Raw genomic sequence first — 16,166 nt, 5'->3', positions numbered from 1 at the left:
GACTACGTGATTCAATGGGTTTGTATTTTATTGATCGGTATCTTTTGTCGAGGCCGCATCTTGCGGTTCAAGCACCGGTGACGGCGAGTAAACGGTCAATCGGCTGGGAGAGGCCACGATCATCTGCCCTTGAGCGACGACAACGTTTCCTCCTTCTTCTCCGTATCGCAGCAAGTCTACCGGAAGAGCCGCCTCTTTCACGGCACCGCTCGCATCGAGTTTGCTATTCAGGCGGAAGATTTTTTCACGCGTCGGCCAGTAAATTTGATCGCCCACTAGTGCACCGCGGCCATAACCTCGATCGCGAAACATCTGGTCAACATTAGGAAACTCGGCACGGATCTTGCCCGAGTGCAGGTGCACCCAGAAAAGCTGTTCTCCGCCGACCAGGACGTCGTCTTTGGTTGCGCCTAATAAATGCAATGGATCGATACCGCCGGGAACCGTTTGCCAGACCAACTGCCCCGTGGCCGCATCCAGCGCAAAAAGGCGCTCGCAGTCGAGCGGCATCGTAATCACAAGCCCTCGGGTGACGATGCAAGGGTTCACGTTTCGCTGCACCAACGAGTGCGCCTGCTCGAGCTTATCAGGAATGAGCCCTCGGCGAGGGTACCGCGTCAGCCACAACATTTCTCCGCGATCTGCTTCGAGGGCGGCGATCACGCCGTGATTGGTGTTGTAGTACAGGACGCCATCTTTAAGGGTCAGCAAGTTGTGCGAGCGAAAACCATACTCTCCGTCGGCGACCAAACCACTGCCGTACGGCTGCGTCAGACAAACGGTCCGACGCCACAACATTTGCGAGGTCGTCCAGTCAAAGCAAGCCACAGCCGATTCGTCGCGAACGCCTGACTTGATCATTCCGCAGTAGAGACGGTCTCCTTGGATGATTGCCGTGCCCTCGAACGACCACGGCCCAGAAAGCTCGGTCACCGGTGGAATCCGGGCTTCGAGCTTGCCTTCCTTACGCATGTCGAACACGACCATATCGGCTGGATCTTGAAACTGAGAATTCACATACGGAACCCCAATGGCCGTCGTCCCAATCCGTGCGACCAGTTTGGTGTCGTCGGATGCGAGTGTAAATCGCGTGGCGCCGAGAGCAGACAAGAGCTTGAATGACATGGCCGATAGGGGTGAACGGCGTCGACGTCCACGCATGCTAAAATCGAAGTCGATCCGTCGACCGCTGGAATGGAATGCTCCGAAGTCGAGTTCATCGCGTTCGAACACCTCGTTTCCTGCGGAGGGAAACGCAGATAGGCCGCTTTCAAGGTGGAATGCCCGAACTCGCTCTTCATCCGCCACGATGACGTTGCCATCGATCACCGCGGGAAACGTACTGAGCAGAGCCTCGGAAGATTCAGCAATCAGGGGGATATCTTGCAGTTCGTCATCCTCGCTTAAGCCGTTTCGCCCCGCAGGACGCGATAACGCTTGCGTCTCGAGAGAAACGCTCCAATTGGGTTGGTAAGTTTTGGCCCGCTCTGGCAGGTCGGCTTGGGCCGTTCGTGCGTACGAGCCTGCGAATGTTGGCCAGCTGTTTGCTTGCTGTAAAGCATGCTCGCCCGGGGACGACGCGACAAGCTTGGTAAGCCGCTGAGCATAGTTCACTTCACGCCCTGCCAAATACCCTTGGGCAGCCGGATGCAATTGCCGCAGCAGTTCCAGTTCGACCGCAGCGCGATCGCTGCTTCCTTCCAACCACGACGCCAGACAAAGCCGAGCCCAGACGGCCGCCGGGTCAACGTCGCTCGCGGGAATAGTGGCCAGCGAACTCGAGGTTTGGTTCTCGTTTAACAGACCTTCGATATAGTCGCGATGCTGTCCCCAATCGACACCATCTACGGCAACCCAAATGGGCTGACCTGCCATGGCGAGTAATACACCTTGTGGGTCCTTCGGCGTTCGATAACGCGGCGAGATGCGTTCCCAGGCAGTGCGTGCTTCATTAAAGCGACCTTGTTCGAGAAGCAGATCACCCAAGTGCAGCAAAGCCTGGTCGGCATGACTGCTCAGAAAGTAGTTGTCGATCGCGGCGGCAAGCTGGGCCGGGTCGCGCGTGACCATCGCGGCGTCCAGGTCTTGCTTGGCCAAGGAATCGATCCGTGAACGGTAGACCTCCAGGAACTCGGGCATCTGCCGTGCATACTCAGAGATGCGGCGACGCAGATACGTCTTCAGTTCGACGTAATAGACATACTGGCTTCCCAAGTCGACCTGGTCGTTTCCCTGGGCAATCAACTCGCTGCCATGCCCGCTGATAAGCCGCTCGAGCGTGTCGATCGCGTCCTGCCACTTTTCCTGCTGCAGTTGCTGATCGACCTGGGCCAGCAGGTTCTTGGTATCGTTTTTGGTTTCGGGAAGCTCGACAGTGAGCGAGAACTCGGCCCGAACGAACACATCTTGAGCCTGACCCAAGCTTTGCGATGCGCTTAGGAGCAAGAGGGAAAGGACCCAAACAAGTCCTGCAGATCGCGATGTCAGCGTTGGCCTAGATCTCATGCACTCGCTATTCCTGACGATAGTTGCCTTCCGCATACAGTATAGAAGCCGTCACGGCCCCGGAAAAGCAAAGCGTAAGCCGCGAACTCGCGATTCCACCAACTATTGGGGGAAAGGGTAGCGATTGAATCGGCTGCTTTCCTCAGAAAAGACGCGAAGAACCCCGCCCAACTAGTCAAACGCCGGAGGCTGGGTAGGAATCCCCTGCTTCGCTTTTTTCAGCGCTATCTGGGTCAGTTCGTCTGCGGACAGTTCTTTTCGCTCAGCTGCTGGCCTCCGCCAATAGCAAACCACGATGTAAACGAAGAAGCCTGCCAACAGCACGTAGGGGACAATCATCATGAACAAAATACTGAACGCATACGCGCCCACGTAGTTGTCGCTCAAGCCATCTTTGCACGTCGGACACGCCCAAGCCCACGACGGGGCCCCTAGCACCAGCAACAACGCTGCGGCGTAACTCGATTTCGCGAAGATGGCTTTCAGGGCGTTCATGATCCTAAACTGCGACTTGGGGAGGAAAGAACTGATACAAACAAAGGTAAACTAAGACGCCGGTAATGGAAACATAAAGCCAGATCGGAAAAGTCCATTTCGCGATCTTGCGATGTGCTTCACGGCGATCCTTAAGGCCCAGGTAAATGGTAATGACGGCCAAAAAGGGAACGATCGCCGCCAAGACCACATGGGTTAGCAGCATCACGTAATAGCTATAACGAATCCAATTGGCCGGATACTCCGGAAAGGTTTTGCTGTGCCCTTCCATCAACCCGTGATACGTTAAATAGCACACCAGGAACACCACCGAGACGCCGAAGCAACCCAGCATGGTCCACTTGTGCGCGTTCACTTTACCCTGCTTGATCAGCACGAAGCCAACCACCAGCAGCAGGGTTGCCAGGCCGTTAAGCGACGCATTGACATGGGGCAAGACGGTTACCAAATCCACGCGTTAATCCTTCTTCTTGTTTTCGGTTTCCTATGCTTCGTCTTCGCCAGGCGGCAGCATTTCATCGAGAGTCTTTTGCAACGCTTCCATCTGATCGGGCAAACTCGTGCGAAACGAGTCGATCACCTTGCCGTCGCGCCCCACCAGAAAAACCCGGTCGCTGTGATACTGCGGTTCAACTTTGATGTCGAAGAACTCGCTGCCGATCTTCTGGATATAATCGAACTCGCCGGTGCAGAAGTACCAGCGATCGGGGTCGGCCTGAAAACGTTCGGCATAGCCGGCTAGCGCTGCCGGCGTGTCGTTATCGGGATCGCACGTAATGCTGACAAGTTTCAAACCGCGATCCTTGAACTCGTTCCGCAGCTTGGCCTTCTCCATGTTCTGCATGATACAGCTGCCGGGGCACGACGTATAAAAGAAGCTGCCCAGCCAGAGATCGCCTTCCAAAGACTTGCTATCAAACGGCAGATCTAGACTGTCGGTCAGCTGAAAGCTTTCCATCGTCTGCTGGCGAGGCTCGTCTTTCGCCGCGACTTCTTTCTCTTGCGGCTGGTACGGCTCGGCAACCAGTTCTTTCAGCAGCTTTTTCGTGCGGCGGAAGTCGATGTCGTCGGTCGCCTGAAATGCTCCGCGCAGCTTGCCCTCTTTGTCGATGACCATCAGGCGATCACTGTGGGTTTGCGTTTCAAACGCCACCTGAAAAGAGTTTTCGGTGATCTCCTTCAACTGTTGCATATCGCCGGTCAGAAAAGTCCACACGTCAGGCTTGGCCTGGAAGGACTCGGCGTATTGCCGCAAGACGGCTGGCGTGTCGTTATCGGGATCGCACGTGATGCTGATGAACTTGACCCCTTCGTCGGCGAATTCTTCCTGCAGGATCGCGATCTGCTGATTCTGCATTTTGCAGATCGAAGGGCATGCCGTGAAGAAGAAGCTGGCGATCCAGACGTTTCCATCGAGCGATGCCGTATCGAACGTTTCTTCCTGGGCCGACATCAGCTCGAAGGGGGCGATCTCGCGATTCAGGTCGACCACAGGTCCTGTCGCCGCGTGACCATCAACCGGAATGCTGCCCCCGCTGGGGCCGCGGTTGAAAGCAGCCCAGAACATGGTCAGTCCTAGCAGGATCAACAGGACAGCTGAAATAAAGATTCCGGTGGTCGGTTTCATATCCAATCTCCTCGCCTGGTTTTCTCTGCCGCACGACAGGCCAAGGCGAACATGACGACTGCAAATAGTATGGTAATCGTTACGCCCAGCCCGACACTAGGCAACCAGAATTGACCGCCCGTTTCCCCACCTAAAAAGCTTGGCGCGGTTTCGGCATGCAAGATTCTGCGAATGGCTCCCAAGGCATAGGTCACCGGGTTGAGCGTCATAACCCAACTCAAAATCCACTGTCCCAGGGACGAGGTATTGGTGGGAATAGGAAAAAAGGCCCCAGACAAAAGCCACATGGGCATCAACAGCAAGTTCATCACTGCGTGAAACCCCTGCGTCGAGTCCATCCGCCAGGCCAGCCAGAACCCCAACGACGTCAGCCCGATTCCAGCGACCGTGAGTAGTCCAAAGATGGAGACCAACTGCACGATGTCCATGTGAATACCGACGAAGTAGCCCAGCAGCAGAAAGAGCATGGCCTGACCGACGGCGAGAATCGTTCCGCCGAGCACCTTCCCCAGTACCATCGACCAACGCGGTATCGGCGAGACAAGCACCGACTGCAGGAAGCCTTCGTTGCGGTCTTCGATGATGGAAATGGTGGCGAAGATCGCCGTGAACAACACAATCAGTAGCAGCGTGCCAGGAAAGAAGTAAACGGTAAAGCTCTCATCGCCGCCCCCCTGCCCTGCCGTACGAAAGACACCGGTCAGTCCGGTTCCAAAGAGGAGCCAGAATATAATGGGCTGCCCAATTGCCCCGATGATGCGATTGCGTTGTCGCAAAAACCGCACAATCTCACGGCGGCACAGCGACCAGGCAGCTGCCAGTGGTTTGGGGCTAGCGATCGATTCGGAAGTCACTCGGCCACCTCCTCGGTAAACTGCCGGCCGGTCATGCCGATAAACACATCTTCCAGCGAAGGCTTGGCCAAGGTAATCGCGTCGACCAGATCGCTGGCCGTGTGCATGATCGAACGGATCGTTGCGGGGCCGTCTTCGGTTTCCAGACGAACCAGTTCGCTGACCTCGGTCGCGTGCAGACCAAGCTCGTCGTGCAACTTTTGTATCAGTGCTTGAGGGTGGCGCGAACGGATGGTGATCGTATCGCCACCGATTTGGTCCTTCAACGCATCCGGCGTATCGAGTGCGACGAGCTTGCCTTGATCGAGGATGGCAATTCGGTCGGCTTTCTCGGCCTCTTCAAGAAGATGCGACGTCAGTATGACGGTCACGCCTTGGTCAGACCTTAGAAACTCTAGATAGCGCCACATGGCCTGTCGTGCCGCCGGATCGAGCCCCGTGCTGGGTTCGTCCAGCAGTAAGACCTTCGGCGAATGCAGCATCCCCTTGGCGAGTTCAACACGTCGCCGCAGTCCGCCGGAGAGATCTTCGACGATGTCGCTTTTGCGGTCTTCCAGTTCTAGCTTTTCCAACAACAAGGTAGTCCGTTCTTTCAGCACGGAACCTGTGATCCCGTACAAAGCGGCCTGTTGGTGGATGTTTTCCAGCACCGTCAGTTTTTTATCGAGACTGGGCATCTGAAAGACGACCCCAATCTGTTGCCGGACCTGGTGCTGGTGCGTGCGAACGGCTCTGCCGAGGATACTGATATCGCCATGGGCCAGCGGCATGAGCGTGGAAAGCAGTCGAAACAAGGTCGACTTGCCACCGCCGTTGGGGCCTAGGAAGACGAAAATTTCGCCAGGATTGATCGACAACGTGACCTCGGCCAGCGCTTGCCGCTTCCCATAGAAATGGGAAACATTTTCGATAGATACCGCACGCGGGGAGATCATTCGCAGTTCAACTTAGTGAGCGGCAGGGGCATGGTCGATCGCGGCCGCATCGTCGGCCTCAACATGCGGCACGGGGGCATGCAGCCAGCGGCTTTGCGAATACTTTACGGTTCGCATGCCGATATCCGGAATCAGCATACAGGCCAGAAAGATGGCCATCATGCCGGCTGGTATTGTCAGCACCCACTTCCAGTTGGCTTCCCACAGAAGATGCATGAAGAACAGCATCACGAGCAGGGCCTTACCGCACGAGACGGCCATCATGAAGGCCATGCTCACGTGGGGCGGGATGCTGGTGTCCCACCAATCGAAATAGGTCAGAAACGAGCACATCGTGAGAACGCACAACGCCACGAAGACCGCCCAGTACTTGCCGTTGCCGGTCGAAGCGTGCAGTTCTTCGTCGTTTTCCAAATGCTGGTCGTGCGCCGGCGGATGGGTATTGGGATCGGTCACGGATTCACTTCTTTAAAACAGGTACAGCAGCGGGAAGAGGAAAATCCACACCAAGTCGACAAAGTGCCAATACAGGCCTGCGTTTTCCAGGTAGTGCGACTTGCTAATATCCAGCGTACTGAACAATACCAGGGCAAAAATAATCAGCCCCACAATCACATGCAGTGCGTGAAACCCAGTTAGCAGGAAATAGGTGCTGGCCCACATGTTGCCGCTGGGCAAGACGAAGGGAAGCTCCATCCATGCCATTTCATGCCCTATACCATGGTTCAGCAGATGAGCATCGTCGGCAAGCAGAAGATCAAGGAAAGCAATCCGTTCGCGCATCGGCTTGGCGTCTTGATCGAGCTTGGCAACCTCTTGCATCAGGCCCCCCAGTTCAACGCGCATGTCACGCAGTTGGTCCTCTGGTGGCCCCTCTTCCCCTTCCGCAGGCGGCTTAAGCTTTTCGGTGATCTCGGTCTTACGGGCATCTTTGGTCGCCAGGTCTTCTTCAAGCTTTGCTAAGGGACCTGCCAGCGACTCTTTTTCTGTTCGCAGCCGGGTAATCTGGTAGTCGGACACTTCGTGATGCTGCACGGCATAGGCGAGCGACTCGAGAATGGCGTGAGCTTGGATCGGGTTCTCGGTTTGCGTGGCCGTTCGGGCTGCGTGCGCCACCCCGCCGGTTAACATCGTATCGATGAACTGGACGCGGGTCATACCATCGAGAACCTCTTCTTCCTTTTCTTCATCGGTCAGGCCTGACTTGAGGTTCTCGAGCCGGACTTTGAGGGCCGACACGTAGTACACATCAGGCTGATCGTAGAGTCGGCGGTTCTCTTTGGTCGGGAAAATCCCGTGGGCGAACTTCTCTTTGTATTCGTAAGCTTTGACGCCCAAGAAGACGCAGCCAAGCACGAACGTGGTCAGCAGCCACTTCTTCGCCGCGCCGCTTTGGTTCTTTCGAGCTGCTTCCAGGCTGAGCACGATTGACAAACTGCTGCAGATCAGCACGAACGTATTGAAAGCACCCATCGGCTCGCTGAGATAAACATCGTGCGGAGTCGGCCAGGTACCCGTCGGGGCACCGAATCTCAACACCACATAAGCGCCGATCAGGCCGGCGAAGAACATGATTTCTGTCGACAAAAACAGCCACAAACAAAGCTTGCCAAGCGATAACGGCAACGCCGGATGGTATTCCAGCTGAATGTGACCGTGATGATCTTCACTGTGGGAATCGGACATGCGGGGTCAGTCTACTTGAGGTTCTTTTTTCCGTTAGCCGCCGCTGGGCAAAATGACCAGCAAGGCCAGTTGGCAGGGCAAATAGATCAACGAGGCAAATAACAACTGTCGGGCCGTCTTGTTGTCTCGCGAAGTGAAAAAACGCCACGACGCGACCAACATGAACACACCACCGAGCAAGGAAAGCAGCATGTACAACACATTGGGCATCGCGGCCTCACCAAGGCCCGGCACCACGCTGACCAGCAGCAATGCCATAGCACCGGAAACGGCCTGAATGCCGGCCTTCGTGCCGCTGCCGTCGACCACGGACCACATCTTCATGCCTCCTTGGGCATAGTCTTCTCGATACAACCAGGCGATGGCCATAAAGTGCGGGAACTGCCAGAAAAACAAGATCGCAAAGATGGCCACGGCCTTCAGGTCCAACACTGGATTCATGGCCAGCCAGCCCATCAAAATTGGCAGCGCCCCGGCGACGGCGCCGACGGTCGTGTTCCACGGCGTGACCTGCTTCATGGGCGTGTAAATGAACACATACAAAATCCAAGTCAGCGCCCCAATGAGTGCCGGAACAACACCCACCGTCGCCAGCAAGTAGGAAATACCAACGGAACCTAACAATGTGCCAAACAACGCGCTCGTATAGCGTGACAGACGACCGCTGGGGATCGGTCGCTGAGCAGTGCGGTTCATACGGCGATCGACGTGAACTTCCAGGCACTGGTTCCAGACGCAGCTACTTGCCGCCACTAGGGCAGTTCCCACGATCACATGAATCAGACGAGCCACATCGGGCTGGCCGTTGCTAGCGCAGTACGCAGCGATCGCCACGCACACTAACAGCAGCACAGCGATCTTGGGCTTGGTCAGCTCTAAATAGTCGCTCAACTGTTGTTTCACGCGCGACTTACGATCGGTCAAAGTGACAGGACCACTACTCATGCCATCACCTCTTTGCCCGGGTTACCGGTCAGCTTGGCGGGGGAGGAATTCGCTTGCGAAGAAGCGATCGGATAACACCGCAGAGCATAGGTGACCAGCAGAACGCTACAGGCCAGAATTAACGATCCAACCGCGACATGCCCCGTCACGATCATTGACTGCATTGCACTTTCCCACTGCACAACGAACCTGCCGAAGTAGGCCCCGCCAGGCAGAAAAGTCGGCCAGCCATACTTCACGGTATAGGCTGCGATGCCCAGCAAGATTTGCCCGACAATCAGCAGCACGGCGAACGTCGAAGTAAAACGAATGCTTCGATTGGCCTGACTGTCTCGCCAGGCGGTAAAGCATATTGCGATTGCACTGACGACCACCAGCAGGGCCGTGATCACATGAAACAAAAGTGCCGCGCGAAACGCACCGTGGGTCATCGTCAGCGGTACATGCCGAATCAACGAACCCAGCACGATCTGCAGAAACGCGACCACCATAAACCCGATCGAAAGCCGCAAGTAGCTACCGCTGCGAGTCGACTCGATCGCTGACATCGCTCGAAGTCGTTTCGACGTGAAACATTCCATATAGACAAGGAAGCCGAAAAACAGCGGGCCTACGCAGCCATGCACCCGAGCAATGGTGGTCTTATCCCAGACCACACGCAGCCCACCGAGCACCCCTTGCGAAAGTACCAAGACCAGCGCGATCACGCCCAGAACGATCAGCGACTTATCTTTTCGCCAAAGGGCCAGCACTAAAAACGCAATACACAGCATGCCAACCGACGAGGCCAACAGTCGGTGACCATGTTCTAGGAAAAGGTCGTACGGCCCGAACACCCACGTTTGCCACGGATACAAAAACATGTTGTAGCCATAGGTCGACGGCCAGTCCGGTACCGCCATGCCGCTCTTAGTGGTGGTAACCAGCCCGCCGATCCAAATCAACGGAAAGGTCGCGCAGACCAACACCATCGCCAGGCGATGCGGCCAAGGGGACTCGGATTGCACAGGGTTCGTCATACGCTTAGTGGTCCACCATCGTGGCCGGCTCGTCGGTGTCGCCGCGCTCGTTGGGTGGTTGCGTTTGCGGGTAATAGTCTTCATCGACTTCCGGCGAACCGTACTCGTACGGACCGCGATAGACGATCGGCTGGAAGTCGAAGTTACCATGCCCCGGAGGGCTCGGGGCTTGCCATTCCAAACCATTGGCATGCCAAGGATTTCGGCCTGCTTTGGGGCCGAAGAAAATGCTGTAGAAAAAGTTCACGATGAAAAAGATCTGCGAGGCAACCATTAAGATTGCGCAGATCGTCATGAACTGATTCATGGGCAACAAGTGCCGAAAGGTCTCGTAGTGGTAAGGGTCAGCCAAGCGGCGTGGAAAACCGACCGCCCCCAGAATGTGCATCGTGAAGAACGTGCCATTCATGAAGATGAACGTCAACAGGAAGTGAATCTTGCCTAGCGGCTCGTTCATCATCCGGCCGAACATCTTGGGGAACCAGAAGTAAATCGCCCCGAACACGGCCATGGCCGTTCCTCCAAACAACACGTAGTGGAAGTGAGCGACAATGAAGTAGGTGTCGTGGATGAAGATATCGACCGGCGTGGCAGCCATGAAAATGCCGGACAAACCGCCGATCACAAACATCAACACAAACGACAACGCGAACAGCATCGGCGTGGTGAATTGAATCTTGCCGCCGTAGATCGTGCCGAGCCAATTGAACGTCTTCACGGCGCTCGGTAACGCGATCATCATCGTGGCGACCATGAAGGTCATGCCCAGTCCGGGGTTCATGCCAGAGACAAACATATGGTGCCCCCAGACGATAAAGCCCAGCCCGGCGATCCCGCAGATGGCATACACCATCGGCTTGTAGCCAAAGAGCGGCTTGCGAGCAAAACAGCTGAGGATATCGGAAACCATACCCATCGCCGGCAGAATCATAATGTACACCGCCGGGTGCGAGTAAAACCAGAACAAGTGCTGCCACAACAGCGGCTGACCACCACCGGCGGCCATCTCCGAGTTGTTCACGATCAGCCCTTCCGGCACGAAAAAGCCTGTGCCAAACAAGCGATCGGTCAATTGCATAAAACCAGCGGCCGTCAGCACTGGCAGGGCAAACGCTTGCAGCAGCGCCGTGATAAACATGCCCCAGATGGTCATCGGCAGACGCATCATCGTCATGCCAGGAGCACGCATTTGAATGATGGTGGTCATGTAATTGACCGAGCCCATCATCGAACTGATACCCACGCACGTGAGCGCGATCAGCCACATCGTTTGCGCCAGTCCACTACCAGGGGCAGCCTCCGGCATCGAGGACAGCGGCGGGTAACTCGTCCATCCGCTGGATGCTCCATTGCCAGCGACAAAGAAACTTCCGCCGAAGAAGAAGAAGGCCGGCCACATCACCCAATAGCTCAACATGTTGAGCGTCGGGAAGGCCATATCGTCGGCACCAATCATCAACGGAATCAGGTAGTTGCCAAACGCACCAGCGAGGATCGGAATGATCACCAAAAACGTCATCACCGTGGCATGCATGGTGAATAGCATGGTGTAGAACTCAGGCGAAATCTGTCCCCCTTCGGCTGAAAAGAGCATCGGCCCAATCACCGGCATATCACTCCAGGGCCAAGCCAATTGCCAGCGGATACCAATGGCCAGCAAGCCGCCGACCAGGAACCACAGCAACGTGGAAAACAGGAACTGAATCCCGATCACTTTATGATCGCGTGAGAAAACATAGGTGGAAAGGAATTCGCCAACGCCGAATTCGCTTGATGTGTGGGCGTGACTCGCTTGCCCATCCGCGGTGATGCTGCTCATCGTTTCTTACTCTGCCTCAGCCAGCGAATACTCGGACAATTCTTGTTCGTCATAGGCTTTTTTGAGCCACGCTCGATAGTCGCTAGAAGACTCGACCGTAATCTGGCCCTTCATTTTGTAATGTCCCCAGCCGCACAACTCGGCACATACGATGTCGTACTTCCCATCTTTCACCGGCTTGAACCAAATGTATTGCTTCATGCCTGGCACCACGTCCTGCTTCTCGCGGAAGTTCGGCAAGAAGAAGCTATGCAGCACGTCTTCGCTGGTGATCTCGAGAACCACTTCTTCATCGCGAGGAACGTGCAGCTCGTTGGTTGTGTACAGGTCGTCCGGCGTGTCGAACTGCTTGTCGTCGCCCGGGTATTGAATCTTCCACTCGAACTGCCGACCGGTTACCCGAGCGATGGGCGGCTTCGGCTGGCCATTTTCCAGCATCGGACGACGCATCCGAGCCCCAGCCCAAGCGTCCATCTGATAGATGGCCAAAAACAGGATGATCACGGCGGGGATCACCGACCAGATGATTTCCAATAGGTGACTACCGTGCGAATACCAAACGGGGCCAGTGTATGTTTTTCCGTCGTACTTCCACAGGAACCAGAACATCGCGATCCCGGTGCCGATGAACACGAAGCCGGTCATCCATAGAATCACGTAGAACAAGTGGTCGATACTATCATCCGCGACGACCAGTTCGGGAAACCAATAGCCTTCCAGCGGATACCAACCCATGGCCGACCATACGAAGATGGCGGTCCCCAAGATTGGGAAGCTAAGAAAAAGCAGACTCCAGAATCTTCCCACCAGGGACTCTCCTACTTCCAGCCGAGGCTGTTCTATTCATCAGGCAAACGGGCGTCGCCTGGTACTTGTCATGGTTTGCTAAGGTCTAATTTCGGACGCGGACGTTCTCTTGCTCGTGCTCAGGAGGCTGGCTCAAGCTGTCGTACGGCAAGCCTTTGCGGACGTAGTCCACGACGTGCCAAATTTCTTCCTCGGAAAGCTGCTGAGCCGCCGGCATCTTGGCCCCTTCAATGCCGTTGCGAATCCGCCAGTACACATCGACCGGTCGGCGACCACCGCGAAAATTGCCCAATCGCAGGTTACGCGGATCGAGCTTTCTCGGCGGCAACGCACCCAAGGCCAAAAACTCGTCCAAATGCTCAGGAGCTTTCGCGTCGTAATATTCGTCGGTCCAGTCGTCGTAGAACATCTCGGCCGTCTGACCATCGCCGAGGCCCGATTGGCCGTGGCAAGTCGCACAGCCTCCCTTGTTGAAGAACAGATCTCGCCCTGCGGCGATCGACTCCTCAAGTTCTGACTCGGGCTTCTCTGGCACTTCGGTGACGTTCTCGTAGGCATACGCCCAACCTTCAACAATCGGAGCGAGAAACTCTTCAAGCACCACTTCCGGATCGGTCAATTCTTCAATCACCTCGTCCAGGTCTTCTCGCTCTTCCTGAAGATCTTCTGGCGTGAGACTGGCCACGTATTCTTGTTCTTCCTGGCTACGCTTGTCGACCGGCTTTACTACCGACGTGTCGAGATCGGAAAACTCGAGCAGCAAGTTGCGTTCGAGTTCGCCTCGCACGGAAAGGTATTTCACGTACTGCACCAGGGCTTCAATCTCGTCTTCGGGAAGCAAGGCGAAGCTCGGCATGGCCGTGCCTGGGACACCGTTCACCAACACGCGATGCAGGTCGTCGTGCGTCGGAGGTGAACCGGTCCGGGTCGACTTCCACTTGTATTTGCCAGCGAGAAAGTTTCGCGGATAAGGTTTCAAAAACGCGGCCGTGGGGCCGGCACCGTTGCCGGTGATTCCGTGGCAATGGACACAGTGTTGGCGATAGAGTCCACGCGGGCTGCCATCTTCTTCGCTGCCGTAGGGGCCTGCGGCCATTTTCAGGTGCTTGAGGTCCATGACCTCTTCGATATCGGGAACTTCCGGGACGATGGGCTCGTCAGGCGTGCCGAACGTTTCGTCGAGGATCTTGGCGATCGGGTCGATCTGATACGTTTCGTCTAAGTTCGCACCGAGCGAGACCTCCGACTTGTGCATCGCGATCCGGTTGAGCTCGAATTGGGCTGGCTCCGAAGAGCATCCGACGATTACCCCCACCAAAGCGGCCAAAACCAGGCCTCCCGCCCAGTGTCGCCCGCCAAACTCAGGGGCCTGGCTGATTCGCATTGTGTATTCCAGTTTGCCGGCACCTACATGGGTGACGGTCTGCTGCCTACGAAAACGATTGAGGAAAACCGACGGTTACTTCCCGTGCTCTTCCACTAGGATAACCGATCACTCGGTCCCAAAATAAACAAGCGCGGGTCAGTAAAGACGCCACGCTCGATCGTGTTTTGTCTTACGTTATTTCAACAAGTCGGCGTCGATCACAATATCGCCCAGGTCGTTTTGCCCTGGTTTGACATCGATTTCGACGACCCCTTTGCGGTCTTTCACCGCCTTGCCGCCCAGGTTCATTTCTTTGATGTTCCCGGGGATTTCGTGCCAGATTTGAAACTTGTGTGTTCCGACCGGCAAATTCTCGATGGTAAATTTACCCTTTTCATCCGAGACCGCCATGTAGGGAGACTCTCGAATGACAATCTTCCCGGCCATCCAAGGATGAATCGCACAACTGGCGTTCATCGGATAACGTTCTTCATCGGCAAAAACGTGAGCCTGCTTAGCGGCCACCGGAACCAGAAAATTGATGCCGGGGTTCGCGAAGCCTTCGACCTTAAAGTTATGTGGCACTGGATCAAAGTTGATAAAGTCGACCGTTTGTCCGGGACGTACCATCGCCATGTGCGGCACATAGAGACATCCGTTGTTGGAGATCTCGACCGCCTTTTGCTTCAGTGGAGCGTACATCGGATGCGGCTTGGGCGCTTGCTGACCGCGATCCAAGTACAACCACAAAGCCACATTTTGCAGTTCGTTTTTCGGACCGACCTGCAGGGCCGGATTGGGAACTTGATTCCCACAAAATTGGGCCACGTTCGCAGGTATCGCCAACGGCCCCGGTTGGGCTGCCACCTTCCCTTTTACGATGAAACGACCAGTGACTGTTCCCCACTGCTGTGCGAGCAAGTCCTGGGCAAACATGCCCAGGACCGTCAGCGTCAAAATGGCAACCTTGGTCAATCCCATCGGATCAACTCCGAAAAGGGTCGAGTTACTTCAGGTCGCCAGCGTCGACGGTGATGTCACCCAGGTCGTTGTCGCCTGCCTTGACGGTGATCTCCAGCAGACCCTTACGATCCTTAAGCTTCTCGCCACCCATAGTGACTTCCTTGATGGTACCGGGAACTTCGTGCCAGACTTGCAACTTGTGCTCGCCGACCGGCAGGTTCTTGATCTCGAACGAACCATCTTCACCCGTCACGGCCATGTACGGCAGTTCACGAACGACTAGCTTGGCCGACATCCACGGGTGGATCGAGCAGCTTGCGTTCATCGGGTAACGCTCTTCGCTATCGAACTTGTGTTCGTAAACGCCACCGACAGGAACCAGGTTGTTCATACCGGCGTTGGCGAAACCTTCGACCTTGAAGTTATGCGGGATCGGGTCCGAGTTTTTGAACTCGACCGGCTGACCGACCATGATCGTCGCCACGTGCGGAGCGTACAGACAAGCCTTGTTGTCGACCACAACCGGTGTCTTGGCGGCCGAAGCGTAGTCTGGGTGAACGGCTGGGGCGTCATCGCCACGATCCAGATACAACCAAATCGCTACGTTTTGCAGGCCATTGTTTTCGCCAACCATGAGGGTCGGATCTGGCAGGCTCGGGCCGCAGAATTCGGCATCCTTCGTGACACTTGTCGCAGGCAGCTTGGCAACATCGCCATCAACCACAAAACGGCCCTTGACGGTGCCCCATTCCTGAGCGACGGCACCTTGCGCGAAAATGCCGACAACCGCCAACAGCATCAATCCAAGTTGTGTCTTCTTCATAGGTTACTCCTTAGCTGGACTCTTATTTTTTGGGTGGGGGGTCAAATAGGTGGGCTACGAAAAGCGAGGAGGAGTCCAACGCCCAGGGGACGTGTTTGTTCCACCTCTCATTATATGAATTCATATTACTCGTGCCCGAGTTTTCTGTCGCACCCGAATGAGGGGAGCGCATTCCGTTTACTTTACGGCGTTTACAGCATCAGTTCCACCCCCTAGGAGATGGTTTCAGACAGCTGTAAAAGCTCTCAATAACAGGGAGATCTGCTAACAGCAGTGGGAGGCAGGCTTTGAAAATAAGCGATCAGGCAGGATGCTTTTGCAG

At 55.7% G+C, this 16,166-nt stretch carries 15 protein-coding genes; all 15 read right to left on the bottom strand.

The window, feature by feature from the left end; genetic code table 11:
* Nucleotides 1-27: 27 nt before the first annotated feature.
* Entirely contained in the window at nt 28-2,505 is a 2,478-nt protein-coding gene (locus HOV93_RS18280; RefSeq protein WP_207397967.1) for an outer membrane protein assembly factor BamB family protein, read from the bottom strand.
* A 171-nt stretch (nt 2,506-2,676) separates the two neighbouring features.
* Entirely contained in the window at nt 2,677-3,000 is a 324-nt protein-coding gene (locus HOV93_RS18275; protein ID WP_207397966.1) for a hypothetical protein, read from the bottom strand.
* Nucleotides 3,001-3,004: 4 nt separating this feature from the next.
* Nucleotides 3,005-3,454: a DUF420 domain-containing protein gene (locus HOV93_RS18270; RefSeq protein ID WP_207397965.1), complete on the bottom strand. Its 450-nt coding sequence runs from the start codon at nt 3,452-3,454 to the stop codon at nt 3,005-3,007.
* A 30-nt stretch (nt 3,455-3,484) separates the two neighbouring features.
* Nucleotides 3,485-4,627 (bottom strand): SCO family protein, encoded by a 1,143-nt coding sequence (locus tag HOV93_RS18265; RefSeq protein ID WP_207397964.1) that lies wholly within the window; start codon nt 4,625-4,627, stop codon nt 3,485-3,487.
* The gene (locus tag HOV93_RS18260) at nt 4,624-5,481 is read right to left on the bottom strand and encodes an ABC transporter permease (RefSeq protein ID WP_207397963.1); all 858 of its coding nucleotides are present in this window, start codon (nt 5,479-5,481) and stop codon (nt 4,624-4,626) included. Before HOV93_RS18260 ends, HOV93_RS18265 begins: the two co-directional genes overlap by 4 nt.
* Nucleotides 5,478-6,416, bottom strand: coding sequence for an ABC transporter ATP-binding protein (locus HOV93_RS18255; RefSeq protein ID WP_235990602.1), 939 nt, complete (start codon nt 6,414-6,416; stop codon nt 5,478-5,480). The genes HOV93_RS18260 and HOV93_RS18255 overlap by 4 nt, the downstream gene beginning before the upstream one ends.
* 12 nt (nt 6,417-6,428) lie before the next feature.
* Nucleotides 6,429-6,872 (bottom strand): cytochrome C oxidase subunit IV family protein, encoded by a 444-nt coding sequence (locus tag HOV93_RS18250; protein WP_207397962.1) that lies wholly within the window; start codon nt 6,870-6,872, stop codon nt 6,429-6,431.
* 12 nt (nt 6,873-6,884) lie between these two features.
* Complete coding sequence (locus HOV93_RS18245; RefSeq protein ID WP_207397961.1) at nt 6,885-8,102, bottom strand: cytochrome c oxidase subunit 3; 1,218 nt, start codon at nt 8,100-8,102, stop codon at nt 6,885-6,887.
* Nucleotides 8,103-8,135: 33 nt separating this feature from the next.
* Nucleotides 8,136-9,047, bottom strand: a complete 912-nt coding sequence (cyoE, locus tag HOV93_RS18240; protein WP_207397960.1) for a heme o synthase — start codon at nt 9,045-9,047, stop codon at nt 8,136-8,138.
* A complete protein-coding gene (locus tag HOV93_RS18235) occupies nt 9,044-10,066 on the bottom strand; it encodes a COX15/CtaA family protein (protein ID WP_207397959.1) in 1,023 nt (340 codons plus the stop codon). Before HOV93_RS18235 ends, cyoE begins: the two co-directional genes overlap by 4 nt.
* A 4-nt stretch (nt 10,067-10,070) precedes the next feature.
* Nucleotides 10,071-11,885: a cytochrome c oxidase subunit I gene (locus tag HOV93_RS18230; RefSeq protein WP_207397958.1), complete on the bottom strand. Its 1,815-nt coding sequence runs from the start codon at nt 11,883-11,885 to the stop codon at nt 10,071-10,073.
* A gap of 6 nt (nt 11,886-11,891) precedes the next feature.
* A complete protein-coding gene (coxB, locus tag HOV93_RS18225; RefSeq protein ID WP_315853434.1) occupies nt 11,892-12,692 on the bottom strand; it encodes a cytochrome c oxidase subunit II in 801 nt (266 codons plus the stop codon).
* Nucleotides 12,693-12,777: 85 nt separating this feature from the next.
* Nucleotides 12,778-14,076 (bottom strand): c-type cytochrome, encoded by a 1,299-nt coding sequence (locus tag HOV93_RS18220; protein ID WP_207397957.1) that lies wholly within the window; start codon nt 14,074-14,076, stop codon nt 12,778-12,780.
* 177 nt (nt 14,077-14,253) lie between these two features.
* Nucleotides 14,254-15,039, bottom strand: coding sequence for a cupredoxin domain-containing protein (locus HOV93_RS18215; protein WP_207397956.1), 786 nt, complete (start codon nt 15,037-15,039; stop codon nt 14,254-14,256).
* A 25-nt stretch (nt 15,040-15,064) separates the two neighbouring features.
* Nucleotides 15,065-15,844 carry a hypothetical protein gene (locus HOV93_RS18210; RefSeq protein WP_207397955.1) on the bottom strand — a complete coding sequence of 260 codons (780 nt, stop codon included), beginning with the start codon at nt 15,842-15,844 and terminating at the stop codon, nt 15,065-15,067.
* Nucleotides 15,845-16,166 lie beyond the last annotated feature (322 nt).

The sequence above is a fragment of the Bremerella alba genome (genome assembly GCF_013618625.1).
Lineage (GTDB): Bacteria > Planctomycetota > Planctomycetia > Pirellulales > Pirellulaceae > Bremerella > Bremerella alba.
Note: the sequence above shows the minus strand (reverse complement) of the source record. Positions and strands in the feature narration are given on the sequence as shown.